At 33.5% G+C, this 25012-nt stretch carries 27 protein-coding genes and 1 tRNA gene; 9 read left to right on the forward strand and 19 right to left on the reverse strand.

Going from position 1 to position 25012, the window contains the following annotated elements:
* Nucleotides 1-76: 76 nt before the first annotated feature.
* The 6 genes from DMB68_RS17135 to recF all read right to left on the reverse strand — a co-directional run bounded on the left by DMB68_RS17135 (nucleotide 77) and on the right by recF (nucleotide 5403).
* Nucleotides 77-691 (reverse strand): FMN-binding negative transcriptional regulator, encoded by a 615-nt coding sequence (locus DMB68_RS17135; protein ID WP_110347859.1) that lies wholly within the window; start codon nucleotides 689-691, stop codon nucleotides 77-79.
* A gap of 20 nt (nucleotides 692-711) precedes the next feature.
* Nucleotides 712-1209, reverse strand: a complete 498-nt coding sequence (locus tag DMB68_RS17140; RefSeq protein WP_110347860.1) for a hypothetical protein — start codon at nucleotides 1207-1209, stop codon at nucleotides 712-714.
* Between the two features lie 28 nt (nucleotides 1210-1237).
* Entirely contained in the window at nucleotides 1238-2251 is a 1014-nt protein-coding gene (gene murB, locus DMB68_RS17145; RefSeq protein WP_110347861.1) for a UDP-N-acetylmuramate dehydrogenase, read from the reverse strand.
* A 132-nt stretch (nucleotides 2252-2383) separates the two neighbouring features.
* Nucleotides 2384-3442 (reverse strand): glycosyltransferase, encoded by a 1059-nt coding sequence (locus tag DMB68_RS17150; RefSeq protein ID WP_110347862.1) that lies wholly within the window; start codon nucleotides 3440-3442, stop codon nucleotides 2384-2386.
* 158 nt (nucleotides 3443-3600) lie between these two features.
* Nucleotides 3601-4278, reverse strand: a complete 678-nt coding sequence (locus tag DMB68_RS17155) for a DUF2461 domain-containing protein (RefSeq protein WP_110347863.1) — start codon at nucleotides 4276-4278, stop codon at nucleotides 3601-3603.
* A 45-nt stretch (nucleotides 4279-4323) separates the two neighbouring features.
* Nucleotides 4324-5403, reverse strand: a complete 1080-nt coding sequence (gene recF / locus DMB68_RS17160) for a DNA replication/repair protein RecF (protein ID WP_110347864.1) — start codon at nucleotides 5401-5403, stop codon at nucleotides 4324-4326.
* Nucleotides 5404-5644: 241 nt separating this feature from the next.
* Here recF and DMB68_RS17170 point away from each other — a divergent pair, with 241 nt between their 5' ends.
* The 6 genes from DMB68_RS17170 to DMB68_RS17195 all read left to right on the forward strand — a co-directional run bounded on the left by DMB68_RS17170 (nucleotide 5645) and on the right by DMB68_RS17195 (nucleotide 11894).
* Complete coding sequence (locus tag DMB68_RS17170; protein WP_110347866.1) at nucleotides 5645-6424, forward strand: tetratricopeptide repeat protein; 780 nt, start codon at nucleotides 5645-5647, stop codon at nucleotides 6422-6424.
* An 84-nt stretch (nucleotides 6425-6508) separates the two neighbouring features.
* The gene (ribH, locus tag DMB68_RS17175; RefSeq protein WP_110347867.1) at nucleotides 6509-7081 is read left to right on the forward strand and encodes a 6,7-dimethyl-8-ribityllumazine synthase; all 573 of its coding nucleotides are present in this window, start codon (nucleotides 6509-6511) and stop codon (nucleotides 7079-7081) included.
* Between the two features lie 164 nt (nucleotides 7082-7245).
* Nucleotides 7246-9174, forward strand: coding sequence for a DNA mismatch repair endonuclease MutL (gene mutL / locus DMB68_RS17180; RefSeq protein ID WP_110347868.1), 1929 nt, complete (start codon nucleotides 7246-7248; stop codon nucleotides 9172-9174).
* Complete coding sequence (locus DMB68_RS17185) at nucleotides 9171-9920, forward strand: rhomboid family intramembrane serine protease (protein WP_110347869.1); 750 nt, start codon at nucleotides 9171-9173, stop codon at nucleotides 9918-9920. Before mutL ends, DMB68_RS17185 begins: the two co-directional genes overlap by 4 nt.
* 46 nt (nucleotides 9921-9966) lie before the next feature.
* Complete coding sequence (locus DMB68_RS17190; RefSeq protein WP_110347870.1) at nucleotides 9967-10830, forward strand: rhomboid family intramembrane serine protease; 864 nt, start codon at nucleotides 9967-9969, stop codon at nucleotides 10828-10830.
* A gap of 17 nt (nucleotides 10831-10847) precedes the next feature.
* On the forward strand, nucleotides 10848-11894 hold the full coding sequence (locus DMB68_RS17195; protein ID WP_165830160.1) for an endonuclease/exonuclease/phosphatase family protein: 1047 nt from the start codon (nucleotides 10848-10850) through the stop codon (nucleotides 11892-11894).
* Between the two features lie 52 nt (nucleotides 11895-11946).
* Here DMB68_RS17195 and DMB68_RS17200 read toward each other — a convergent pair whose 3' ends face one another.
* The 6 genes from DMB68_RS17200 to DMB68_RS17225 all read right to left on the reverse strand — a co-directional run bounded on the left by DMB68_RS17200 (nucleotide 11947) and on the right by DMB68_RS17225 (nucleotide 17282).
* Complete coding sequence (locus tag DMB68_RS17200; RefSeq protein WP_110347871.1) at nucleotides 11947-12561, reverse strand: WbqC family protein; 615 nt, start codon at nucleotides 12559-12561, stop codon at nucleotides 11947-11949.
* 121 nt (nucleotides 12562-12682) lie between these two features.
* A complete protein-coding gene (gene lepB, locus DMB68_RS17205) occupies nucleotides 12683-14245 on the reverse strand; it encodes a signal peptidase I (RefSeq protein WP_110347872.1) in 1563 nt (520 codons plus the stop codon).
* A gap of 45 nt (nucleotides 14246-14290) precedes the next feature.
* Entirely contained in the window at nucleotides 14291-14998 is a 708-nt protein-coding gene (gene dapB / locus DMB68_RS17210; RefSeq protein ID WP_110347873.1) for a 4-hydroxy-tetrahydrodipicolinate reductase, read from the reverse strand.
* 42 nt (nucleotides 14999-15040) lie between these two features.
* Complete coding sequence (locus DMB68_RS17215) at nucleotides 15041-15607, reverse strand: DUF5683 domain-containing protein (protein WP_110347874.1); 567 nt, start codon at nucleotides 15605-15607, stop codon at nucleotides 15041-15043.
* Nucleotides 15607-16509 (reverse strand): ParB/RepB/Spo0J family partition protein, encoded by a 903-nt coding sequence (locus DMB68_RS17220; RefSeq protein WP_110347875.1) that lies wholly within the window; start codon nucleotides 16507-16509, stop codon nucleotides 15607-15609. The genes DMB68_RS17215 and DMB68_RS17220 overlap by 1 nt, the downstream gene beginning before the upstream one ends.
* Nucleotides 16510-16514: 5 nt before the next feature.
* Nucleotides 16515-17282 (reverse strand): ParA family protein, encoded by a 768-nt coding sequence (locus DMB68_RS17225; protein ID WP_110347876.1) that lies wholly within the window; start codon nucleotides 17280-17282, stop codon nucleotides 16515-16517.
* 299 nt (nucleotides 17283-17581) lie between these two features.
* Here DMB68_RS17225 and DMB68_RS17230 point away from each other — a divergent pair.
* Nucleotides 17582-17656, forward strand: a tRNA-Pro gene (locus DMB68_RS17230).
* Between the two features lie 153 nt (nucleotides 17657-17809).
* Nucleotides 17810-18757, forward strand: a complete 948-nt coding sequence (trxB, locus tag DMB68_RS17235; RefSeq protein WP_110347877.1) for a thioredoxin-disulfide reductase — start codon at nucleotides 17810-17812, stop codon at nucleotides 18755-18757.
* Nucleotides 18758-18883: 126 nt separating this feature from the next.
* Here trxB and DMB68_RS17240 read toward each other — a convergent pair whose 3' ends face one another.
* From DMB68_RS17240 to DMB68_RS17260, 5 genes are all read right to left on the reverse strand, one after another.
* Nucleotides 18884-19717, reverse strand: a complete 834-nt coding sequence (locus DMB68_RS17240) for a GIN domain-containing protein (protein ID WP_110347878.1) — start codon at nucleotides 19715-19717, stop codon at nucleotides 18884-18886.
* 86 nt (nucleotides 19718-19803) lie between these two features.
* A complete protein-coding gene (locus DMB68_RS17245) occupies nucleotides 19804-20535 on the reverse strand; it encodes a head GIN domain-containing protein (RefSeq protein ID WP_110347879.1) in 732 nt (243 codons plus the stop codon).
* A gap of 5 nt (nucleotides 20536-20540) precedes the next feature.
* Nucleotides 20541-22259, reverse strand: a complete 1719-nt coding sequence (locus DMB68_RS17250; protein ID WP_110347880.1) for a PspC domain-containing protein — start codon at nucleotides 22257-22259, stop codon at nucleotides 20541-20543.
* Between the two features lie 2 nt (nucleotides 22260-22261).
* Nucleotides 22262-22594, reverse strand: coding sequence for a PadR family transcriptional regulator (locus tag DMB68_RS17255; protein ID WP_007804050.1), 333 nt, complete (start codon nucleotides 22592-22594; stop codon nucleotides 22262-22264).
* A 191-nt stretch (nucleotides 22595-22785) separates the two neighbouring features.
* Nucleotides 22786-23241, reverse strand: a complete 456-nt coding sequence (locus tag DMB68_RS17260; RefSeq protein WP_110348050.1) for a DUF4870 domain-containing protein — start codon at nucleotides 23239-23241, stop codon at nucleotides 22786-22788.
* 254 nt (nucleotides 23242-23495) lie between these two features.
* Here DMB68_RS17260 and DMB68_RS17265 point away from each other — a divergent pair, with 254 nt between their 5' ends.
* The gene (locus DMB68_RS17265; protein WP_110347881.1) at nucleotides 23496-23948 is read left to right on the forward strand and encodes a DUF4442 domain-containing protein; all 453 of its coding nucleotides are present in this window, start codon (nucleotides 23496-23498) and stop codon (nucleotides 23946-23948) included.
* Nucleotides 23949-24014: 66 nt separating this feature from the next.
* Here the strand turns inward: DMB68_RS17265 and DMB68_RS23405 are convergent, their stop codons facing one another.
* A complete protein-coding gene (locus DMB68_RS23405) occupies nucleotides 24015-24173 on the reverse strand; it encodes a hypothetical protein (RefSeq protein WP_165830161.1) in 159 nt (52 codons plus the stop codon).
* A 98-nt stretch (nucleotides 24174-24271) separates the two neighbouring features.
* On the reverse strand, nucleotides 24272-24982 hold the full coding sequence (locus tag DMB68_RS17270; RefSeq protein ID WP_110347882.1) for a heavy-metal-associated domain-containing protein: 711 nt from the start codon (nucleotides 24980-24982) through the stop codon (nucleotides 24272-24274).
* Nucleotides 24983-25012 lie beyond the last annotated feature (30 nt).

The following is a 25012-nucleotide window of genomic DNA, read 5'->3' on the forward strand; positions in this document are numbered from 1 at the left end:
TTAATGTCTTTTAATTTTTGAATCTTGCGAGTGCAAATGTACTTATGAATTCCTAATTTTCAATAGTAAAACCGATTTACTTTCGGCATTTTGACATTTCTTTTGCAACGGCAATAGACTGAGGGTTTTCGGTTTTCTCTAATTCCGAAATTATGTTTTTATAGTTATGGTCGTCACGGTTTTGGGACAGTTTTTTCGTGGACTGAATTTCATCTATTTCGATCTCAAAACCAAAAATTCCTCTTGCTTCACGCATTGTTTTTGAAGATAAATTCTCTACTCGAACAGGATTTTCTGAATTTGCTTCATATTTATCAACTAATTTTTTAAGCTGTTCTATTGAAGTTGCTTCATCTACAATTTTAATTCTTCCGTAAACATGCACAGCTATATAATTCCAGGTTGGTACATTTTCATGATCGTACCATGACGAAGAAATATAGGAATGCGGACCGGTAAATACAGCTAAAACCTGATCATTTTCAGTAAAACCTTCTGCTTGCGGGTTTAGTTTTGAAATATGGCCCTGTAAAATTTCTTTTCCGTCAGCATTTACTTCAAGTTCTATTGGGATATGTGTTGCACATAGTTTTCCATTAGTCTGATTGATCAGGATTCCAAAACTGTTCTTTTTCAAAAAAGCTCTGATTTCTTCAGGATTTTCGTTTTTATAGATGTCTGGTGTGTACATATTAATGAATTAGTTCGTAACTAATGTTTTTTAAAATTAAATAAATTTTGATTAACACTGATCCATAAGATAAGAATTCCAATAAAAGTAAAACTAATTCCTCCAATTAAACATTGTGTTTTAAAATTATCAGAAAATAAACCTCCAAAAGAAGATAATAAATGTGATATCCTGCCCTCCCTGAAAAATTTGAATCTTAAAAGAATGTATAGTATGGCTGAAATTAAAATTGTATTTAAGGGAGAAAGTTTGTTTTTCCAATTTAAAAAAGTGATTATAATGATTCCTGCGAACAGACCCAAAAAGATCCATATATAAACCCCAGGCCAAAAACTCAAATTACTTTCCATCGTTGGGAACAATCTGTTCCAGCATTCTGATTTTTGATCCTGAAAATGATTTGCAGCACAAATAATCTCTTCGGCTACAGTATAAAATTTCAACTGCAGTATACCGTGAATTAGTAAAATTATTCCGAGTAACTGAAGTAAAATCACTCTGATATTGAGTTTTTTCATTTAGCCATTTAATTAATGAAATCTAATTTTAAATTACATTCACTTCAGCTTCAATATGAATGCCGAAAGTTTCAAAAACTGTTTTCTGAACTTCTTTTGAAACGGCTAGAATTTCCTGGCCAGTTGCATTTCCATAATTCACTAAAACCAAAGCCTGATTTTTGTGAACTCCGGCATCGCCAAAACGTTTTCCTTTAAAACCGGCTTGTTCAATTAGCCAGCCGGCAGGGACTTTTACTTCGGTTTCTGAAACTTCATAGTATTTCATCTCGGGAAACTTTTGATGGATTTTTTCGAAATCAGATTTTAATACAATCGGATTTTTAAAGAAACTTCCGCTGTTTCCTAATTCTTTCGGATCAGGTAATTTGCTTTGTCTAATAGCAATTACAGCGTTGCTGACATCTTTTAAAGTTGGTTTTGTAATGTTGTTTTTTGACAATTCAGCCAAAATATCTCCGTATGAAGTATTGATCTTATGATTGCGTCTGGTCAGTTTAAAAATAACCGAAGTAATGATATATTGATCTTTTACCTCATTTTTGAAGATACTTTCGCGGTAGCCGAAATTACATTCGGCATTAGTAAAAGTTTTCACTTCTTGTGTGGTAATATTCATCGCTTCACAGGAGACAAAAGTGTCTTTTATTTCGGTTCCGTAAGCACCAATATTCTGAACGGGAGTTGTGCCAACATTACCCGGAATCAGAGACATATTTTCTAAGCCTCCAAAATTGTTTTCGATAGTATAAAGAACAAAATTATGCCACACTTCGCCTGCCTGACTTTCAACCCATACAAAATCATCATCTTCTTTAATAATGTTTTTGCCTTTTAAATCGATGTGAATAACTAAAGCATCAATATCTTTAGTTAAAAGCATATTGCTTCCGCCTCCTAAAATGAATTTTTTTTCGTTTTTGTTTTCTTCTAAAACCCTTTTCAATTCCTCAACAGAATGAACGGCAACAAATTGTCTGGCTTTAGCTTCAATGCCAAAAGTATTATAGTTTTTTAAAGAAAAATTGGATTGGATTTCCATGTGTAAAAGGCTTTTTGATATGAGTCCAAAAGTATGAATTATAATTTTTGGTTTAACAGCAGGACACAAAGTTTTATGCTATGAATGCAAAGCATAGCGGACTTTGCGAAAATTAATATTGTGAACTTGCGGTTAAGAAATTTGCAAGTCTAGTAGTTCATGATATTTCTCAGCAATAACCTTCATGTTTACATCATAATTAGCATTTTCTTCTACAAATTTCCTGTTACGGATGATTGCCTGATTGCGTAATTCCAAATTTTCAAAAGACCAAATTAATTCGTTTGCAAGCATTTCAACATTGTCAATTTCAATGAGCTGTCCGTTATCACGATGTGTGATCCAGCTTTGATTTCCGGGAATATCTGAAACAACGGGGTAGCAATTGCAAGCTATAGCTTCAAATAAAGAAGCAGAGACTCCTTCTGTAATCGGCATGCTGATATAAATATTTGATTGCTGTAAAAGTTTTGGAAGTTCTGTATTTGGAATTCTTCCTGTAAAAATCACTTTATTCTCAATCTGAAGTGCTGTAGCTAAATCTTTCAAAAATTGCAGTCTTGTTCCGTCGCCCACAATAGTAAGAGAAAAATCAATCCCTTTTTGGTTCAGAATTCCGAAAGCTTTTAAAATCGAATCATGTCGGTATTCCGGTTGAAGCGAACGGGTAACGATTGCTTCAATTTTATTCGAATTATTGGTTAAAGGGTTAAAAAGCGATAAGTCAATTCCCTTTGGTAAAACCAAAACTTTATTCATGTCAACACCAATTTCTTTCATCGAAATTGTCATTACGGGTCCCCAGGCATGAATTAAATGTGCTTTTTTGAAAGCATATTTCTGAATGAATTTTTTATAAGGATATAAAAAAGAATTTTCCGGCCACAAATCGGTTCTTCCCTGTTGTGCAATTGCAATAGTATTAGATCCGGATAAAGCGGCAAGAAAACCATAACTGGTCGTTCTTTCGGCAATTACCATGTCCGGTTTTTCTTTCCTGATGATTTTACGAATGGCAATAGGAGAGAAGAGATACTCTGCTATACGTTTGAAACGATTAAGTTTAGAATTATTTGGTGTTTTAAGTTCCCAGGTGATAATTTCAAAATCACCAAATTCTTTCAGGCCTTTCATCCACGTAATAGCATCAGCGCGATATGATTCTCCCAGAAAAAGTATTTTTCTTTTCATTCGATGATTTAAATTTATTTCGTCACGAATTTCACGAATTTCCACGAATTAAGTTGTTTGAATCTGAAGAATATTTTTGCCACAGATTAAAAAGATTAAAATTGATTTTACTGTAAAAAAGTAATCTGTGAGAATCTCCGAATTTGTGGCAAATAAAATTAAAATTCGTCAGTGTCTAAAGCACGGTTGATGAATTCGTTTAATGGTTTTAGAGTAATTAGCTTTTTACTCATTTTAGAAACGAAGTCTTTTTGAGTTACTTCTGTAATATCAAATTTTTGAGAGGTTGTAAAACTCTTCAGTTTCAAGAACTCGATTGCCGGATGATCTTTTTCATAACCCCGCGGCATGCTTTTAAGGGAGTTACTTTCATTAATATCAAAACCTCCAAATTCTTTTTTGAAGTTTTTATCTGCTAAAATGGCTTCTAAATCTTCATAAAAAAATGCAATTTCTTTACGTACTTTTTTTAACTGATCAGCATCAGGCGAATAAAATCCACCTGCAATAAAACTGGCTCCTTTTTCAATGTGTACATAATAACCGGAACGATTGGCGCCTTTCGCACCAGAAGAGAGCCATACACCTAAATGGGCTTTATACGGAGACTTGTCTTTTGAAAACCGAATGTCGCGATTGATTCTGAAAGTACAGTTTTTAACTTCTAGTAATTCTAATGAAGGATCAAGCGGCTTCATTGCATCCAAAAAATCACTTACCAGTTGATGATAGTCTTTTTTGAAGATTTCATAGCGTTTTTTATTATCCTGAAACCAGTCTCTGTTATTGTTCTTTTTTAAATCGTCTAAAAATTGCAATGATTCTTTTGTTAGCATAATCCGTTTTTTATTGCAGTTGTTTTTGTTGAATTATTTATAAAATTACAAATTAAATATCTTATAACTCTGATGTGTCGATTTTACAATCGCTTCGGTACGTTCCGGATGCGTATCAGAAATAAAAAGCTGACCAAAAGTTTCGCTGTTTACCATTTCGATAATTTTAGCTACACGTGTTTCATCCAGTTTGTCAAAAATATCATCAAAAAGTAAAATAGGTTTCACGCCGCTTTGGTTTTTCAAAAACTCAAATTGAGCCAGTTTTAAAGCAATCAAAAATGATTTCTGCTGTCCTTGTGATCCGAATTTTTTTATAGGATGTGAATCAATTTCAAAAGACAAATCATCTTTATGAGTTCCGACAGTTGTATAATGTAGGGCACGATCTTTATTGATGTTTTCTTGTAAAAGCGTCAATAAGTCTTTTTCGAATAAATGACTTTCATAAACCAATTGCACCGATTCTTCAGAACCTGTAATGGCCTGATGGTGTACATTAAATATAGGTATAAATTGCTCCAGGAAATCTTTTCGTTTTTCAAAAATCGATTTTCCGTATTCATTTAATTGCTCATTATATATAGATAAGGTATCATTGTCAAAAGTATGATTGAGGGCAAAATATTTTAAAAGCGCATTTCGCTGAACAATTACTTTTTGATACTGAATAAGCTGATGGAGATAAGTCGAATCTAACTGCGAAATAACACTGTCCATAAACTTACGGCGTGTTTCGCTTCCTTCGACAATTAAATCGCGGTCGGCCGGAGAAATAATAACCAGCGGAATAAATCCAATATGATCTGAGAATTTATCGTACGCTTTGCCGTTTCTTTTTAAAACCTTTTTTTGTCCTTTTTTTAAACTGCAGACAATTTGTTCTGTTCTGTCATTTTTTTCTAATTCGGCATCAATTACAAAAAACTCTTCTCCGTGTTTTATATTTTGAACAGCCAGAGGATTAAAATAGCTTTTTCCGTAGGCCAAATGATAAATAGCATCTAGCACATTAGTTTTGCCAATTCCGTTTTTGCCGACCAAACAATTGATTTTGTGGTCAAAATCGAAATTGATTTCGGAGAAATTTTTATAATTGAATAAAGAAATTTTGTTTAAATGCATTTTTAAGTAGCTGTAAGCTAAATTTTGGTGTTTTGAAACAGCAGAAATTCAAGGGTGCAAATTATCGAAAATTATCGATATAAAAGGCTTTTGAAGCTTTTCAGAATTATTTATTTTGCGACTTATGCGGAAGAAGTTGCAATCGTTAAAATTATTTTTTTTAAAATAGTGATAAAATTGATTTTTTTGACGTCAATTTCAATAAAAATTTTATTTTTGCCGTTCACTAAATTATTTTTAAATGGCAACTTACAATAAAAGAGGATATAAGACACCAAAAGAGAAAGAAGTAAAAGAAGTTAATGAAGAACAAGAGGTAATTATTGACGAAAAAGACAGTACAACTGCCGGTGTTTTTTCAAAATTAGATGAAACTGCTTCAAGAACTGAGGACTGGGTGGCTAAAAATCAAAAAATCATTCTTGGTTTAGTTGCTGGTATCGCTGTTCTGACTATTGGATATTTGGCTTACCAAAAATTTATTGAAGCTCCAAAACAAGATGAGGCTGCAAACGAAATGTTTGTTGCACAGCAAAATTTCCAAAAAGCGACTGATGGTGTAGCAAGCGATTCATTATACAAATTAGCATTGAATGGTTCTGAAGGTAAATTCGGATTCATTAAAATTGCTGATGAATATTCTGGGACTGATGCAGGAAACTTAGCAAACTATTATGCTGGTATGGCTTCATTGAATATTGGTAAATTTGATGATGCAATTAAATATTTAGGAGAATTCAAATCAGATGATATGATCTTAAGCGCTTTGGCAAAGGGTGCTATTGGAGATGCTTATTCTCAAAAAAACAATCAAAAAGAAGCGTTGGATTATTATGTGAAAGCTGCTGAATCTAACAAAAACGATTTTACAACACCTCGTTTCTTGTTAAAAGCTGGTAAAACAGCTTTGGCTTTAGGTCAAAAAGAAGATGCTTTGAAATACTTTACAGATATTAAAGAAAACTTCGATGCAACTCCGGAAGCTGGTTCTGTTGATGTATTGATTGGATTAGCACAATAATTTTATTTTTAGAGTTCAGATTTAGTTTTTAGATTTGTATTTTTACAGTCTAAATTAAAAAAACTAAAATCTTAAATATAAAAGATGGCTACCGAAAATAAAAATTTATCAGAATACGATAAAAACACAATCCCAAATGCGAAAGACTTTCGATTTGGGATTGTTGTTTCTGAATGGAACGACACTATTACAGAAGGGCTTTATAATGGTGCATTTGAGGCATTGACAGATTGCGAAGTCCCTGCTCAACAAATTATCCGTTGGAATGTTCCGGGAAGTTTTGAACTGATTTATGGCGCAAAGAAAATGCTGCAAACGCAAAATGTTGATGCGGTTATTGTAATTGGATGTGTTATTCAGGGGCAAACCAAGCATTTTGATTTTGTATGCGAAGGGGTAACACAAGGAATTAAAGATTTGAATGTTCAAACCGATATTCCGGTTATATTTTGTGTTTTAACAGATAATACGATGCAGCAGTCGATTGACAGAAGCGGAGGAGTTCATGGAAATAAAGGGACTGAGGCGGCAATAGCGGCAATTAAAATGGCCTATATTCGCCAACAGGCTTCAATAGCGCATACTTTTAATCAGCCTTTATTAGCTTCAGGCGCAATTCAGATTGAAGAAACTCCTATAAAAATAGAGAACGAATAAAACACAATTGTTTTTAAAATAGTAAAACCTGTACTGTGTGAAAATAGTACAGGTTTTTTGTTTTTTTTATGACTGATGAAATTCTAAAACCGAGTATAAATTCATTAAATTTGTACACCTTGGTTTGAAAATTTAAACCTTAACCTTAAAATTATTTTTTCTTAATGTCTAGTATTATTCAATTGCTTCCAGATCACGTTGCTAATCAGATTGCTGCCGGAGAGGTGGTTCAAAGACCAGCTTCAGTAGTAAAAGAATTACTGGAAAATGCTGTTGATGCAAATGCAACTGATATTAAATTGATTATTAAAGATGCCGGAAAATCATTAGTTCAGGTTATTGATAATGGTAAGGGGATGAGTGTTACTGATGCACGTTTATGTTTTGAGCGTCACGCAACTTCAAAAATTCGCCAGGCAGAAGATTTGTTTTCTCTTGCTACAAAAGGTTTTAGAGGAGAGGCTTTGGCTTCTATTGCGGCGATTGCACATATGGAGATGAAAACAAAACAAGATCAGGACGAGCTTGGAACTCATATTATAATCGAGGGAAGTAAATTTGTTTCACAGGAAGTAGCAGTTTTGCCAAAAGGAACATCATTCGCGGTTAAAAATTTGTTTTTTAATATTCCTGCCAGACGTAATTTCCTGAAATCTGATACGGTAGAATTTCGCCATGTAATGGATGAATTTCAGCGAGTGGCTTTGGCACATCCAAATATTCATTTTACTTTTTATCACAACGGAAGCGAAATGTATAACTTACCTGCAGCAGGTTATCGTCAACGTATAGTTGGAATAATGTCTGGTAAAACTAATGAGAAGTTAGTTCCGGTAAATGAAGATACTGAAATTATAAACGTTCAGGGATTTGTTTGTAAACCTGAATTTGCCAAGAAAAACAGAGGAGAACAGTTCTTTTTTGTAAACGATCGCTTTATAAAAAGCGGATATCTGCATCATGCTGTAATGGCGGCTTATGACGGACTTTTGAAAGACGGTTCACAACCGAGTTATTTTTTGTACTTGCAAGTTCCGCCAAACACAATTGATATAAACATTCATCCAACAAAAACAGAAATTAAATTTGATGATGAACAGGCTTTGTATGCTATTTTAAGGGCCTCTATAAAACACAGTTTAGGTCAGTTTAATGTGGCGCCGGTTCTTGATTTTGATCGTGATGCCAATTTAGATACGCCATACCACTATAAAGACTTAGAAGCCGAAACGCCAACGATCCAGGTTGATGGGACATTTAATCCGTTTACAGACGACAAAACAAATCAGCATTATTCAAAAGCAAGTTCAGGATCCGGCTCAGGTTCGGGTTTTAGCTCAGGATCGTCCTCATCTTCAGTATCCTCATATTCCGGATATTCTAAAAGAGTAGAACCAACAGCAAGCTGGGAAAGTTTATACGTTGGGTTGGATTTAGATAATGCTGAAAGTATAGAAAGCTCGCCTTTTACATTCGAAAACGAGGAAGTTACTTCATCTTTATTTAATGATGATGAGGTAGAGCAGGCGGGTCAGAAAACCTATCAGATTCATAAAAAATACATTGTTTCCCCAATTAAATCAGGAATGGTAATCGTAGATCAGCAACGGGCTCATCAGCGTATTTTATACGAACAGTTTCTGCTTAATATGACAGTGAATCAGGCTTCAAGCCAGCAATTGCTTTTTCCGTTGGATTTGTTTTATTCTTCTGCGGAAATGGAATTAATCGAAGAATTAAAACCTTCACTTGAAACAACCGGCTTTATTTTTGAAGCTGCAAAGTCAGATCATATTGTAATTTCGGGAATTCCGGTTAATATTACCGAAAGTGAAGTTTCTCTTGTAATCGAACAATTATTAAGTGATTTGCAGGACGGAATTCCGGCCAGCAGTTACAGTCAGAATGATACAATAGCCAAATCAATGGCTAAAAGTTTAGCGGTTAAAACAGGATCTTACTTAACCGAAAAAGAACAGGATAATCTTGTAAACGGGTTGTTTGCCTGCAAAGACCCAAATATTTCACCTTTTCAAAAACCTACTTTCATTACCATGCGTGTGGAAGATATAGATAAAAAGTTTGCCTTATGATGAATATGACTCCGGTTGTCAAACAACTGCTTATTATTAATATTATCTTTTTTATAGGCTCACAGCTTGTGCCTATTTCTTATGAGTATCTGGCTATGTTTTTTCCTGAAAATTCAAGTTTTCAGGTTTGGCAGCCAATAACGCATATGTTTATGCACGGTGGAATCATGCATATTGCTTTTAATATGTTTGCAATGGTTTCATTTGGTTCTGCCTTGGAGCATTTTTGGGGCGGTAAGAAATTTTTGTTCTTTTATATTTCATGTGGTTTAGGATCAGCTTTATTACATACAGCAGTAAACTATTATTTCTTTCAGGATACTATTAATGTGTTGACTAGTCACGGTTTTCAAAAAGAAGAAATTTTAAAACTTTTAGGAGAAGGAAAAATAGATACAAGATGGCAGGATTTGGTTTCTGTAGCGCAATTTAACGGTTTTACAGATGCTTACATCGGAACAATTGTTGGAGCTTCAGGTGCTATTTATGGTTTATTGACTGCTTTTGCCTTTATGTTTCCAAATGCTGAATTGGCATTAATGTTCATTCCTGTTCCAATTAAAGCAAAATATTTTGTTCCTGGTATTTTGGCTGTAGATTTATTCCTGGGATTTAAGGGCGGATCTTTGTTTGGAAGCGGAGGAACTGGTATAGCACATTTTGCGCATATTGGAGGTGCAATAACCGGTTTTTTAATGATGTTATACTGGAAAAAAAATCAGTTTAATAACAATCGTTGGAATTAATTTTTAACTTTAAATTATTAATTTTAGAAACCAAAAAGAAGCTTTTATGAATATTCTGGATGATTTGAAATTGCAATATAAAATAGGTGGTATTTCACTACGCTTAATTTATTGGAATATAGCTTGTTTCTTGATTTCATTAGTATTTTTTTATCAATATTCAGGTGGCGGATTTGATTATCCGGAGTGGCTGGCGCTTTCTTCAGACCCAAATATTTTTTTATTTAAGCCGTGGACATTTTTAACGTATGCATTTTTTCATTCTTCATTTTTGCATTTGTTGTTTAATATGATGGTTTTGAACTTTGCAAGCCAGTTATTTTTGACGTTTTTTACTCAGAAGCAATATTTGGGATTGTATATTTTAGGTGCTGTTTTTGCAGGGGTAATTTTTGCGCTAAGTTATTATTTTTTAAATATATCTGCTCCCATTGTTGGGGCTTCAGCTGCAATTATGGCGATTCTCGTGGGAGCAACAACATACCAGCCATTAATGAATGTTCGTTTGCTACTGATTGGAAATGTAAAATTATGGCATATTACAGGTGTAATACTGATCTTAGATTTGATGCAATTGCGTTTGGATAATACCGGCGGTCATATTTCGCATCTAGCCGGAGCCTTTTTCGGATTCGCCTATATTAAATTACTTCAAAGTGGAACTGATTTAAGTATTATTATTTCCAAAACATTAGATTTTTTTGCTAATCTTTTTAGAAAATCCTCAACGACCCCATTTAAAAAAGTTCATAAAAATTATCAAAAACCTACAGAAAAAGTGACATCAAGAATTGTTACGAAAGACAAAACGCAACAGCAAATTGATGAAATTTTAGATAAGATTAGCCAGTCCGGTTATGATTGTCTGACAAAAGAAGAAAAAGAGTTTCTATTTAAAGCTGGAAAATAATCTTTTAGCAAAATAATATGAAAAACCTTTCCTGGTTTAATAAAATAATGTTCTTTTTAAATATAGTACTGACTGTTCTTACATTTAGTGTCTATGTTTTGCCATTTTTAGCACCTAAAAGTTTTCCGCTTTTATCGGTGCTTACACTTTTTATGCCGGCTTTTTTTGTTGCAAATGGATTGTTCTTTATCTATTGGGCTATTCAGTTTAAAAAACGCCTTATTTTGTCTGGTTTGGTTTTGCTGACCGGAATTACATTTATTAGTAAATTTTATAAAATATCGGGCAAAGAATATATAAAAGATGAAAAGGATTTTTCTGTAATGAGTTATAATGTTCGCCTTTTTAATGTTTTTAAATGGCTGGATCGCGATGATATACCGTCTAACATAAAAGCTTTTATCGATGAGAAAGATCCTGATATTTTATGTATTCAGGAATATTCAAATTCTGCACATCTGGATTTAAAAGTGTATCCGCATCGTTATATTTTTATTGATGGAAATCAAATTAAAACCGGACAGGCTATTTTTTCAAAATTTCCTATTATAAGTGAAGGAAATATTGTTTTTCCGAAATCAGATAATAATGTGATTTATGCTGATATAAAAAGAGGTAAAGATGTTATTCGTGTCTATAATATGCACTTGCAGTCTATTAAAATATCACCCGATGTTGATAAGATTTCGAATGATATTGATAATGTAAACCAGCGTAAATCACAACAAATTTATGCCAGAATCAGTAAAGGATTCAGACAGCAGCAAGAGCAGGCAGAAATTTTTAAAGAGAATATCAAGCAATGTAAAAATCCGATTATTATTTGCGGAGATATGAATAATAGTCCTTTTTCGTATGTTTACAGAAACATAAAAGGAAAATTAAAAGATGCTTTTGAAGAAGCCGGAGAAGGTTTTGGAGCTACCTATAAATTTCGTTACTATCCGGCTAGAATTGATTATATTTTTACAGACCCTAAAATGAAGGTCAAGCAATTTGAAAGTTATTCTGATTTTGAAAACTCAGATCATTATCCAATAATGACAAGGCTTTCAATGGAATAAATAATGTAAGATTCAATCTGGAAAATCCAATTCCAAATTTCAAAAAATGATATTATATTATTTTTTGAGTCTTTAAATAATCCATTGCAAATTTGCCTTCATTGAAAAGTAAATCCAATACACTTAGATTGTTAATGAAACCATGTTTGTCATCAAAAACCTGAGGGTATTTTTCAAATGAATTCTGGTCCTTCTTTCCATTTGCCAAATATCTGAAATCAGAGATGTTTTCTGTTTCATGAAAATATTCGGTTGTTTTGCTAAACTCCAATTTTGTACGTAAACATTTGGCTGTTATATCCAGAACTTTCAGATTTAAATCCATTAAATACGTGTGTTTTTTTTCAAATACAGGAAGAATGTCGTCTTCAAAAAATTCAAAAAAAGGAGAGCTTCTGTAAGCAGCTTCCAGTGATTTAAAGTGTTGTTTTTGCCAGTCAAATTCATTCTCAATTAAAACATCTTTAGTTTTTTGATGTGCCGTTTTAGAATGTTTTACAGGAATATTTAAAAGTTGAATTCCGTTTGGACTGTAGATATACGTACGGTTTCTGTTAGTCTGTTTCTGAAAATTATCTTCCATTTCAAAAGTGATATTTTCAGATTGTGCCATAACTGCAAAATGACTGATCGATGGAAAATAAGTAGGAAGTAATAAGGAATTCATTTCTTTGATTTTAGGTTAAAAGTTTCAGGTTTCAAGTTTCAGGTTCGCAAAGAACTTAAAACTTGAAACCTGACTCAAGAGCTTGCTCGAACAGGCGAAGCAAACAAAAATAACTTTTTATTTATGCTTTGTTTTCTTTTCTTTTTTTCCAAAAATATTCTCCAATAAAAAATGCTGCTAACGCAATAAGGAAATATTTGAAATACGATTGTGGCTGTCCTTCGCCATCAACAGTGGTGAAAACTCTGTCCCAACGAACTTTATTGATCCCTTTTCCGTTAGTGTCCCAACTCATCCATATAAAAACCGGTTTTCCTACAATGTGGTTTTCAGGAACATATCCCCAATAACGGCTGTCTTCAGAGTTATGACGGTTATCACCCATCATCCAATAGTAGTTTTGCTTGAAAGTATATGTAGTTGCAGGCTTTCCGTTTATTAAAAATTTTGAGCCATCAAGTTGTAGTGTATTGCCTTCATAGGTAGTTATGATGTCTTTGTAAAAAGGCAGTGATTCGTTTGTAAGTGCAACCGTTTTTCCAGCTTCAGGAATATAAATCGGACCAAAATTATCCTGATTCCATTTGTTGATATGAGGAAAAATTGCATTTTCATTTCCTTTAGAAATTTGTCTTTTAACGTTTGTTACTCCCGGGGTATTTTTTAAACGTTCAGCACTTGCTTCTGTTAAAGCTGCAAAATACAAAGTATCTCTTTTGACATCGTCTCTGAAACCCATAACGTCAACAAGATTGACATTAAGTTCTTTTAGAAGAGATTCAAAATCGATTGGCGTTTTTCCATCTAATGCTACAGCATAAGAGTATTGAGGTTTTGCTCTTTCAGGAAGGATTAGTTTTTTATTATTGATATAAACAAAACCGTCTTTTATAGATAAACTGTCGCCGGGAACACCTACGCAACGTTTTACGTAATTTGATTTCTTGTCAATTGGCTTTATTACACCGGGTCTTCCTTTTGGTTCAAAAAAGTAATGTACAGTATCTACGGGCCAGTTAAAAACCACAATGTCATTTCGTTTTATTTTTTCCAGAGCAGGAAGTCTCAAGTAAGGTAGTTGTGGCCAGCTTAAGTAAGATTTCTTTTTTGTTAAAGGAATAGAGTCATGAACCATTGGTAAGGCAACAGTAGTCATAGGAACGCGAGGGCCATAATTTACTTTGCTTACAAATAAAAAGTCTCCAATTAGAAGCGATTTCTCTAAGGAAGAAGTTGGAATTGTAAAGGGCTGTACAACATAAGTGTGTACCAGTGTCGCTACGATTATGGCAAAAAGTAAGGAGCTTACTGTGTCGGCTGTTCTGTTTTCAGGAGTTAATTTTCTGTCGGCATTATACTCTAATTTCTGAGTATAGCTGATATAATAAATGTAAAATCCTAAAGTAAAAATTCCTAAAACGGTATCTAAAGTCGATTTTTTTCCAAACGTTCTCAAGGTTTCAACCCAAACAACAGGAAACATAATCAGATTGATAATCGGAATGAAAAGTAGTATGGTCCACCATGTTGGTCGGCCAATAATTTTCATTAAAACAATCGAATTATAAACAGGGATTGCTGCTTCCCATGATTTTCTGCCTGCAGCCTGATATAATTTCCAGGTTCCCAGAAAATGAATTATTTGTACCGCTAAGAAAAAAACAAACCAAAGATAAAGAGTCATAGTTTTATATTTTAGTTCTGAAATTTCAGAATATTATTTTTTGAATTATTTGGATTCCAGATTCAAAACGTCTTTCATAGTATAGATTCCTTTTTTGCCGGCTAACCATTCAGCGGCAATAACAGCTCCTAAAGCAAAACCCTCACGATTATGTGCTGTATGCTTCAATTCGATGCTGTCAACTGTAGAATCGTAGGTTACAGTGTGGGTTCCGGGCACATCCCCAATTCTTTTGGCTTCGATATAAATTTCTTTCGGTTTTGGATCTTCCATTGTCCATTTCGAGTAGGCGCTATTTTCAATAACTCCTTTTGCTAAAGAAATTGCTGTTCCGCTTGGGGCATCTAATTTTTGAGTATGATGAATTTCTTCCATTGATACTTTATAAGAATCAAACTGAGCCATGATTTTGGCTAAATATTCATTTAGTTCAAAGAAGATATTTACGCCTAAGCTGAAGTTTGAACTTGAGATAAAGCCTCCCTGTTTTTCATTGCAAAGCGCTTCCATTTCGTCATAATGTTCTAACCAGCCTGTCGTTCCTGAAACTACAGGGACATTTGCATGAAAGCAACTGGAAATATTTGATACGGCAGCAGTGGGAACGCTGAAATCAATAGCGACATCAGCTGTTGAAAGTCCATCATAGGTGTTGAATTCATCTTTTTTTAAGACAATTTCATGGCCTCTTTCAAGAGCAATTCTTTCGATTACCTGACCCATTTTTCCGTATCCTAAAAGTGCAATTTTCATTTTCTTGTATATTTTTTAATTTAAATAGAAGAGTAAAGCTATTTAAAAGTTGTAATTAAAAGTTAGTCCAACATTTGGTTTAAAAGTTACATCTGAAGGGTAAATTTCCGGACGAAGAGATAATCTTTCATTAACGTTAAACTGAATTAGAGCAGCATCAACATTCGCATCAATGATATTTAAGACATAAAATCCAACAACAAATAACGCGGATAAATCACGATTACGCTGATAGAATTTTTGACCGGCAATAAGTCTGTCGTCGCTCAGATAATCGAAATCCCCACTTTCCGGGCTGTAGCCTTCGAGTCTTCGTTTGTACTCGTCACGATACTGATGATATTTTTTGTTGCTGTCAAGATAAAAATACAAACTGGTACCAATTGCACCATAAACCAAAGGGATTTTCCAGTATTTTTTGTTGTATGCTTGTCCTAAACCGGGTAAAATGGCCGAATAAAAGGCTGCTTTTGCCGGTGTGAGCGGATCTATTTCCTGCAACTTAGTAGTGTCTTTAGCGACTAAAACCGTTTCTTCCTTTGCCTGGGCAAAAAGAGAGACGGTTCCTAAGAGAAAGAACAATAGAGTTATGGGGACAATTTTATTCACTATCCGTTTATTAATTTTATAATTCTGTTAAAGTCGGCTTCTGAATTAAATGGAATAGTAATTTTTCCTTTTCCGTTACCAGCCACCTTTACATCAACTTTCGCACCAAAATAATCATTGAAACTATTTTTTTGTGTTTCTCTGACAACAAATGAAGAATCTGCTTTTGCTTTTCCTTCCGCCTTTGGCTTTAAGCTTTCATGATAGTTTTTTACCAAAGTTTCTGTTTCGCGAACAGATAAATTTTGACTTACTATTTTCTGATAAATATCAGTCTGGATGTCTAAATCTTCGATATTGATGATTGCCCTTCCGTGACCCATACTAATAAAACCATCACGAATACCGGTTTGAATAATCGGATCTAATTTTAAAAGACGTAAATAATTGGCAATAGTAGAACGTTTTTTTCCAACACGCTCGCTCATTTGCTCCTGAGTTAGCTGGATTTCATCAATCAGACGCTGGTAAGAAAGAGCTATCTCGATAGGGTCTAAGTCATGACGCTGAATGTTTTCAACCAAAGCCATTACTAATGATTCGTTATCATTAGCAATACGAATGTAAGCAGGAACATGCGTTAAGCCAACTAAAGTCGAAGCACGTAAACGACGCTCTCCGGAAATTAACTGGTATTTATTGAAGTCTAATTTTCGAACAGTAATAGGTTGAATAACGCCAAGTTCTTTTATAGAAGTGGCTAATTCGCGTAATGATTCCTCATTGAAATTACTTCTTGGCTGAAACGGATTTATTTCTATAGCACTAATTTCAAGCTCAATGATGTTTCCAACAACCTTGTCAGCATTTTTATCGTCTACTGATGTAATATCGTTTTCCGGATCCTTTAATAATGCTGATAATCCTCTTCCTAAGGCTTGTTTTTTAATTGCTTTTGTCATAAAAACTATTTGCTGTTTTTCTTTATAATTTCCTGGGCTAAATTAATGTAATTCACCGCTCCTTTGCTTGTTGCGTCATAATTTATGATGCTTTCTCCAAAACTTGGCGCTTCACTTAATTTTACATTTCTTTGAATAACGGTTTCAAAAACCATATCGTTAAAGTGTTTTTGAACTTCTTCAACAACCTGATTTGATAAGCGTAATCTTGAATCGTACATGGTTAGCAATAGCCCTTCAATATCTAAATCAGGATTGTGGATTTTTTGAATACTTTTTATAGTGTTCAATAATTTTCCTAATCCTTCAAGAGCAAAATATTCGCACTGAATCGGAATAACTACAGAATCTGCAGCTGTCAAAGCATTTAAAGTTAACAAGCCAAGAGATGGTGCGCAGTCGATAATGATAAAATCATATTCTTCTTTAGCCTCTTCTAATGCTTTTTTTAGCATGTACTCACGGTTTTCTTTGTCAACCAGTTCAATTTCGATGGCCACAAGGTCAATATGAGCCGGTATCACGTCAACGTTTGGAGCTGTACATTTTAAAATGGCTTCCTTTGGTGTTGCAGTATGCTCAAGAATTTGATAAGTTCCTAATTCTACAGATTCTACGTCAATTCCAAGGCCAGATGTTGCATTGGCCTGAGGATCAGCGTCGATTAATAATACTTTTTTCTCTAAAACACCTAATGAGGCAGCAAGATTTACTGATGTAGTAGTCTTTCCAACGCCTCCTTTTTGATTAGCAATAGCAATGATTTTGCCCATTTATTTTCTGAATTTTGAACCGTAAAAATACAATTATTTATGGTTTTTGAAAATCTATTTTGTTAACATTTGCTAAACGTTCCGTAGCCTTTGTTTGGTGGGTGTTTTATAGAATTTAAACTAAATTAACTAACGTAGTTTCTTTCATTTTAATTGTTCATTTTGTAAAAAAACGTTCGGATTTTAAATTTTCTCAGCAATCTTCCATAATGCAGTTATTCTTTTTTTGGATTAAATTTTTCTTATTTCTTAAATTGTTTTGGATAAGCAAAAAATAGTTATATATTTGCACCCGCTTACGGGGTGTAGCGTAGCCCGGTTATCGCGCCTGCTTTGGGAGCAGGAGGCCGCAGGTTCGAATCCTGCCACCCCGACAAAAATCCTTTCTGTATTTTGCAGAAAGGATTTTTTATTTTAATTAGTTTATTATTCTCTATTTTCGAATAGCAAAAACTGATTAGCAGAGTTCCTTTTTCCAACAATAATGAATTACTTTTGCACCATTAATATTAACACAACCATATATTATGTCAGATACAATCGAAAAAATTAAATGCCTTATTATAGGTTCTGGACCTGCAGGTTATACTGCTGCTATTTATGCTGCCAGAGCAAATATGAATCCGGTTTTATATCAGGGAATGCAGCCTGGTGGTCAGTTGACAACTACAAATGAAGTTGAAAATTTTCCGGGTTATGTTGATGGAGTTACAGGACCTGAAATGATGATTCAATTACAGGAACAATCAAAACGTTTTGGAGCGGATATCCGTGACGGGTGGGCTACAAAAGTTGATTTTTCAGGAGATATTCATAAAGTTTGGATTAACGATAAAATAGAATTGCACTGTGAAACGGTTATTATTTCTACGGGAGCTTCAGCTAAATATTTAGGATTGCCGTCAGAACAGCATTATCTGCAAATGGGTGGTGGAGTTTCTGCCTGTGCGGTTTGCGACGGATTTTTCTACCGTAATCAGGAAGTAGTGATTGTAGGAGCAGGGGATTCAGCCTGTGAAGAGGCGCATTACTTATCAAAACTTTGTAAAAAAGTAAGCATGTTGGTAAGAAGTGAAAAATTCAGAGCTTCGAAAATCATGGAAGAACGTGTTCGTAAAACTGAAAACATAGAGATTTTATTGAATCACGATACTGTTGAAGTTCTTGGTGATGGAAATGTAGTGCATGCCATTAAAGCTTTAAACAAAACTACAGCAGAAGTTATTGAAATTCCTGCAACAGGATTTTTCGTAGCTATTGGTCACAAACCAAATACTGATATTTTTAAAGATTATATCACACTTGATGAAACAGGATATATCATTAATGTTCCGGGAACATCTAAAACAAATGTGGGAGGTGTTTTTGTAGCCGGAGATGCTGCTGATCATGTATATCGTCAGGCGATTACTGCTGCGGGGACTGGGTGTATGGCAGCACTTGATGCAGAACGCTATTTAGCTGCAAAAGAATAAAGAAATTTGTTTCAGGTTTTCTTTGTTTAAAGTTTCAAGTTGTTGGAGCGTTATCTAGAATTCCACAAATAAAAAATTCCATTCGCATCACGAATGGAATTTTTTATTTGTGGAAACCTGAAACTACTATTTGATCTTCTTAAATAGTTTAGCTTCTTCACTAAAACGAGTAAGCTCAATTTTTGGTTTTCCTAAAAGTGAAACTTCAGCTTTGTCACCAATTGCCAATGAAATGGATATTTCTGCAAACACTGTTCCTGAAGCATTGTTTTCAGCCGTAAAATTTGCTTCTTTTATGTTAAACTTTGTTCCGGTGAAAGTAGAATTGTTATCTATACGAATGCTTCCTTTTTCAGCAGCACCTTCAATGGCAGCGTTTGCTTTTTGGTATAAATCACATTTGAATTTAATTGCTGATACCAGAGATTTTATAGAAGAACTTTTACTTAATTGCAAAGTTGCGTCATCCGATTTTAAATTTATTTCCGATTTTGATTTATCATCTGCAATTAAACTGAATTTCTTAGCATTAACATTCAAAAGCAATTTAGAATAATCAAAACTATTAAATGTGATATCATCCAATTGAAGCTCCTGAATAGCATAAATTACAGCATCATTTTTGGAAATAACCTTTGTGAACGACTTTGTATAAGTAACACGAACGCTTAGTTTTTTGAAAATTGAAGACTCTTTTGAAGTATACAAGCGGAGCGTTTTTTCTCTTAAATCCATCCCGATAATGTCGTGTAAATTATCATCAGCCTCGATTTTTATTTCGTTTTTTTCGCCTCTTTCCAAATAGACTTCAATATTATCATCTACTTCCAGGGCATCAAAATCACCAACTTCTTTTATGGATGTTGTAACGATTTTAGAACCTTTTATTTTTTCTCTCTTTTGAGCAAAAGTTAATGTTGTAACTAATAATAAGAAGAATAGGATTTTATTTTTTTTCATTATTCCAGATTTTGATTTTCACAAATATAAAAAAATCATCCACTTTTGATGAATGATTTCTTTTATATTTAACACTTAAAATAATGTTATCCCTGGCTGACACTTCCTCCTGAATTTTCGGTTTTCTCAATATTTTTAGGAGATGAGTCATAATTAATGCTTGATCCGCTTGATGCATCTGCTTTCAATTTTACAATAGGATGTACATTTATACTTGCTCCGCTTGAGGCTTCTGCTTCAACTTCATTTGCTAATAATTGTTCTGCATTAATACTGGAACCGCTTGTAGCTGATGTTTTTATTTTTAAAGCTTTGCCTTGAATATTTATAGTGCTTCCGCTTCCAGAATCACATGATATATGATCAGATTCTATATTAACATCTATTGTAGAAGCGCTTGATGCTTCCAGATTTATATTTTGTCCTTCAATTACATTTTTGCTGTGTACGGATGAAGCACTCGACGCTTCGAGTTTGTCAATAACAGGCATTTTTACAGTAACTTTTTTAGTAACATTGTTAAACGAACTGAATTTACATGAAATTACCAAAGTTCCGTTTATAACTTTAGTGGTGATCTCTTTTTGTATATTATCGTCTGCTTCAACAATAATTTCTGTAGAATCAGATTGTTCAATGACTAAATCAATAGCGTTGCTAACAGATACATTTTTAAAATCACCCTGAACAATTCTTTTTTCGGTAGTAACGTTTCCGCTGCCTTCAATTGAGTTCATGTTAAAGTTACATGAAGCAAACAATAATGCAGTAATAGTTGCAATAATGAATTTCGTAATATGAATGATTATTTTTATCATGGTTTTTAGTTAATTTTGATTATAACTCCGTTTTTATCAGTGGTTAGCTTTCCTTTCCCTTTTTTTGCATTTAAAATTTCTTCCCCGTTAATTTTAATCGAAACTTCTTTTACAGTATCATTTACAATAGTGTCTTGTTCTACATCATCGTGTTCATCTTCATCAGCAGGACAGTTCAGACATTTTATTTTAGAACCTTCTACTTTATAGTTATAGTTGCCGCTAAAGTGTAAGTTAAAAAAGTCATCTTCTGAGTCGTCATAATCCTGTATCGAAGCATCCGGCTTAAATAATTGTCCTTGTGGTAAGTACAAATACACATCAACTTCCTGGCCTCTGAATTTATTTTTAACATCTGTAAGAAAATAATTATCCAAAATTAAATAATTTCCTTTAACCTCAATATTATAATTGATTTTTTCTGCTCTTTTTTTAGCATTCGTAAACGAGTTGCCTCTGGCACTTTTTTCAATTTGCAAATAAGGAGCAGCTTCGTCTGTATGAAGGACATGTAAACGAACATCATTTGAATAAATCAACTCATTGTTGGCAGAATCCTGTACAAATTCAAAGTCTCTATGATGATGATCTAAGTCCTTTGCGTAATAATCATTATATCTGAATTTTACATAAAGAGTGTCTTTCGGAGTAATATTGATTGCTTTTTTCTCTACTGCTTTATTGTCATAGGATATTTCAGTGGCTTGTTTGATCCCAATGCTGATAGCAATTGTAATTGCAATAATCCAAATCGCTAATAAAGTATATTTGGCAATATTCCCAATTGTTTTTGTATTTGGCGCTAATAATTTAAAACCTAAAAGCGTCAAAAAGAAAAACGGAATTCCAACAGCAAGAAACATTAATAAACCAAACGACCAGATAGGATATTCTGTAAAGTTTCCGGCTTCAACAAAATTCTGCCATGGAAAATCAACAAAGACATTTGTTCCTAAAGTAAACACTCCAATTAATAACATAATCAAAGTTGAAATACCGGCCATAATCAGGATAACACCTAAAAATTTAGCGAAGATTTTAAAAAGGGTCATGATAAAGTCTCCAAATGAACTACTTATTCTCTCAGCTCCCGACTTTACCTGGTTTCCCATTTTATCATAATCAGCATTTTTAAATTTATCTGATAAAGAATCAATTTCTTCACGAACTTTTTTTTCGATGTTCGAAATGGTAACCGGCTCACCGGTCATTTCGAGTTTCTCTGAGGTTGTAACCGCTTCCGGAGTAACAACCCAAAGAACAAAATATGCTAAGATTCCGGTTCCAAAACCTGCAAAAACAAATATTAAGAACACAATTTTAATCCAGACAGCTTCAATTCCAAAATAATGTCCTAAACCAGTAGCAACACCACCAATCATACCTTTTTCTTTATCGCGGTATAATTTTTTGCTTCTTATAGTACTATTGTTAAACGATTGATTTGATTTTTCTTCGTCTTCAATAATGTAGTCTTCTGGCTGTCCCATTACTGCAATCACCTCGTCAACATCTTTCAGTCCCACAACATGTTTCTCGCTTTTTTGTTTTTCTGTTAAAAGTTCAGAAACACGCATTTCAATATCTTTAATAATTTCATCTTGTCCGGATGAGTTATTTAACGATCGTTTTATTGCGTCAAAATAGCGTGTTAATTTTAAGTATGCATCTTCATCGATGTGAAAAAACATCCCGCCTAAGTTAATATTTACTGTTTTGTTCATGATTATTGATTTTGATTGGTGATTAGTTTTACAGCATCTGATAATTCTGTCCAGGTACCGTTTAATTCGTTTAAAAATGTTTGCCCTATTTCGGTTAATCCATAATATTTTCGTGGCGGACCTGAGGTCGATTCTTCCCAGCGATAATTAAGTAAACCGTCATTTTTCAGTCTGGTTAAGAGCGGATAAACTGTTCCCTCAACAACTAATAATTTTGCGTTTTTTAAAGTGTCTAATATTTCAGAGGTATAGGCATCTTTTTCTTTTAATACAGATAAGATGCAAAACTCAAGAACACCTTTGCGCATCTGTGCTTTTGTGTTTTCAATGTTCATAATTTCATTTTGTTTTTTTTAGATTGAACAATTCGTTTTTTGATTGATGATGATTGATTGATGATTGATTTTTTCAGGAGCTGTTTCCTGCCATCCGCTGTATCTTTTCCTGGTTAAAGAAGCCAGAAAAAGGATGCCGCTTCTGTCAGGGCTATGGCTTCCGGAAATCTATAAACTTTTATCGTTCGCGATTACTTAATAAAAGGAATCGTTAGCGGATATTTGTACAATTCTCCGTTTGAAGTTTTTATCGAAGCATAAATGATTAGAAAGAATTCAACAAATTTTAAAACCCCAAAAAGCACTACCGCCGTTGCTCCAATACTCAAAAGCCCACTATTTCCCTGAAAATCAAAGTTTCTGATAACAAAATCTTCATCGTTAAAAACTGCCTCCATCGGAAGATTTTGAAGAAAAACAGTAATGAAAATTGGAATTGCAATCAAGGCTAAAATTAAGGTATAAAGCAATAAACTCAATTGAAAATTCAATGTCTGTTTTCCGTGGTGATCAACAAATTCTGATTTGTCTTTGTAACTCGTCCAGATTAATATTGGAAAAATATAATTTCCAAATGGAATAAAGTATTGGGTCAAAGTACTTAAATGTGTGAACGTTGCAGTGTTCTTGTCTGATGTATTTTCCATGATGAGTGGTGTTGATGTTTCCATGATTAAAAGTATATAGTAATTTCTTATGCAAATATATATCTAAAAAACAGTATCTTGTTTTACATAGTACCAAATGTTAACAAAAATTTAACAAGTGTAAGTTTTGATTTGTACTTATAGGTATGTAAAATGGCTTTTATATTAGTAAATATGAGGGTTTTATCAAAATCAGTACAATTTATTGTGCGTGCATAGTTTTTTTGTATTTTTACATAAAAAAATAAAATATCATGGCAGTTACAGTTTCAAAACTCAATAAATTTGTATTATTCAAATTACCGTCAGCATTTATTTGTGGTGTACGTGTTAAAGCTATTGACGAGAATAGCTGTACTGTGACTGTAAAACACAGATGGATTAATCAAAACCCGTTTAACTCAATGTACTTTGCTGTTCAGGCGATGGCTGCCGAATTAACAACCGGGGCTTTGGTAATTTCACAAATTCAGGAAAGTGGAAAGAAAATTTCTATGCTGGTTGCCAATAATAAAGGAAACTTCACTAAAAAAGCAACAGGCAGAATTACATTTGTCTGCAACGACGGACATTTAATTGCCGAAGCTATTAAACAAACAATTGCAACAGGGGAGGGTCAGACTTTCTGGATGAAATCTATTGGAACAAATGAAGAAGGTGTTCAGGTTTCTGAAATGGATTTTGAATGGAGTGTTCGATTGAAATAGTTTTTCATAATCCCAATAATAAAAAAGACCTCATTGAGGTCTTTTTTTATATAACATAGTATTTAATTATTTCTTAGCACAACACGATTTTTTTTCTGTTGCAGATTTTTTAGTGCAACAAGATTCTTTTTTAGCTTTTTCTTTTTTGGCAGCTGGTTTTGTTTCCTGTGCCTGAAGGCTAATTGTAAACAATGCGATTGCTAATACGGTAAATAGTTTTTTCATTTTTTAGGGTTTAATTGTTGTTTTGTTACTGATTTAATGATTCTATTTTGTCAAATATAATAAGATTAAGTTTTGGTGATTCTCAAGAATTAGTTAAATTATAGTATTGTTATTAGCATCACCAAACTCATTACAATCATCAAACCATCTTCTATAATCGTTACAGTGCTCATGGGTAAATTGAAAACGGCTCCCAAACAGGCACATTGAATCTTCTTTTTGTTTAAAACCGATTGCAAGACACCAATAATACTAATGCTCATTACAATAAAAGTAACTGAATTTGTAAATATATGATTGAAATTCAGTAGGTAAGAAATTCCTAATCCAAGTTCTACAAAAGCGTAAACATATCCCCAGACCGGAATTTTCTTTGCCAAAACATCATACATGGCATAACTTTCTGCAAAGCCTTTTAAGTTGAGTAATTTAAAAAATGAAAAAACGATAAAGAATCCAGCCATAAAATGCTGCATGGCCTGCATCAAATCAAAATGATGATTCGTTAACTGAGTCAGAATCGTAACTAAACTAATGTAAAAGAAAATCAATAAAATGGGTTTGTAAGTTTCAAACCAGGATCTTGTTTCTTCAGTAACTTCATGATGAATTTCTGAAATTTGATATTTACTTTCTAATGAATGCTGTAAATCTGCTAACGGAACATGTTTTGTCATCGTTACAGTTGCTGAATTATCATTTTTAGAAACAGCAACATTGGTTATATTTTGTACTTGCTCAAGTGCTTTTTTGACTTTTTCCTCACAACTTGTGCAAGTCATTCCGGTGATTTTATACGTGTGTGTCATGATATTTAATTTAGTATTACAAAACAAATT

The organism is Flavobacterium hydrophilum, from assembly GCF_003202405.1.
GTDB lineage: Bacteria > Bacteroidota > Bacteroidia > Flavobacteriales > Flavobacteriaceae > Flavobacterium > Flavobacterium hydrophilum.

Bases quoted from the DNA above. Each gene is read 5' to 3' on its own strand.
- DMB68_RS17135 (WP_110347859.1), bottom strand. From the start codon at position 691: ATGTACACACCAGACATCTATAAAAACGAAAATCCTGAAGAAATCAGA.
- DMB68_RS17140 (WP_110347860.1), bottom strand. From the start codon at position 1,209: ATGAAAAAACTCAATATCAGAGTGATTTTACTTCAGTTACTCGGAATA.
- murB (WP_110347861.1), bottom strand. From the start codon at position 2,251: ATGGAAATCCAATCCAATTTTTCTTTAAAAAACTATAATACTTTTGGC.
- DMB68_RS17150 (WP_110347862.1), bottom strand. From the start codon at position 3,442: ATGAAAAGAAAAATACTTTTTCTGGGAGAATCATATCGCGCTGATGCT.
- DMB68_RS17155 (WP_110347863.1), bottom strand. From the start codon at position 4,278: ATGCTAACAAAAGAATCATTGCAATTTTTAGACGATTTAAAAAAGAAC.
- recF (WP_110347864.1), bottom strand. From the start codon at position 5,403: ATGCATTTAAACAAAATTTCTTTATTCAATTATAAAAATTTCTCCGAA.
- DMB68_RS17170 (WP_110347866.1), top strand. From the start codon at position 5,645: ATGGCAACTTACAATAAAAGAGGATATAAGACACCAAAAGAGAAAGAA.
- ribH (WP_110347867.1), top strand. From the start codon at position 6,509: ATGGCTACCGAAAATAAAAATTTATCAGAATACGATAAAAACACAATC.
- mutL (WP_110347868.1), top strand. From the start codon at position 7,246: ATGTCTAGTATTATTCAATTGCTTCCAGATCACGTTGCTAATCAGATT.
- DMB68_RS17185 (WP_110347869.1), top strand. From the start codon at position 9,171: ATGATGAATATGACTCCGGTTGTCAAACAACTGCTTATTATTAATATT.
- DMB68_RS17190 (WP_110347870.1), top strand. From the start codon at position 9,967: ATGAATATTCTGGATGATTTGAAATTGCAATATAAAATAGGTGGTATT.
- DMB68_RS17195 (WP_165830160.1), top strand. From the start codon at position 10,848: ATGAAAAACCTTTCCTGGTTTAATAAAATAATGTTCTTTTTAAATATA.
- DMB68_RS17200 (WP_110347871.1), bottom strand. From the start codon at position 12,561: ATGAATTCCTTATTACTTCCTACTTATTTTCCATCGATCAGTCATTTT.
- lepB (WP_110347872.1), bottom strand. From the start codon at position 14,245: ATGACTCTTTATCTTTGGTTTGTTTTTTTCTTAGCGGTACAAATAATT.
- dapB (WP_110347873.1), bottom strand. From the start codon at position 14,998: ATGAAAATTGCACTTTTAGGATACGGAAAAATGGGTCAGGTAATCGAA.
- DMB68_RS17220 (WP_110347875.1), bottom strand. From the start codon at position 16,509: ATGACAAAAGCAATTAAAAAACAAGCCTTAGGAAGAGGATTATCAGCA.
- DMB68_RS17225 (WP_110347876.1), bottom strand. From the start codon at position 17,282: ATGGGCAAAATCATTGCTATTGCTAATCAAAAAGGAGGCGTTGGAAAG.
- trxB (WP_110347877.1), top strand. From the start codon at position 17,810: ATGTCAGATACAATCGAAAAAATTAAATGCCTTATTATAGGTTCTGGA.
- DMB68_RS17240 (WP_110347878.1), bottom strand. From the start codon at position 19,717: ATGAAAAAAAATAAAATCCTATTCTTCTTATTATTAGTTACAACATTA.
- DMB68_RS17245 (WP_110347879.1), bottom strand. From the start codon at position 20,535: ATGATAAAAATAATCATTCATATTACGAAATTCATTATTGCAACTATT.
- DMB68_RS17250 (WP_110347880.1), bottom strand. From the start codon at position 22,259: ATGAACAAAACAGTAAATATTAACTTAGGCGGGATGTTTTTTCACATC.
- DMB68_RS17255 (WP_007804050.1), bottom strand. From the start codon at position 22,594: ATGAACATTGAAAACACAAAAGCACAGATGCGCAAAGGTGTTCTTGAG.
- DMB68_RS17260 (WP_110348050.1), bottom strand. From the start codon at position 23,241: ATGGAAAATACATCAGACAAGAACACTGCAACGTTCACACATTTAAGT.
- DMB68_RS17265 (WP_110347881.1), top strand. From the start codon at position 23,496: ATGGCAGTTACAGTTTCAAAACTCAATAAATTTGTATTATTCAAATTA.
- DMB68_RS23405 (WP_165830161.1), bottom strand. From the start codon at position 24,173: ATGAAAAAACTATTTACCGTATTAGCAATCGCATTGTTTACAATTAGC.
- DMB68_RS17270 (WP_110347882.1), bottom strand. From the start codon at position 24,982: ATGACACACACGTATAAAATCACCGGAATGACTTGCACAAGTTGTGAG.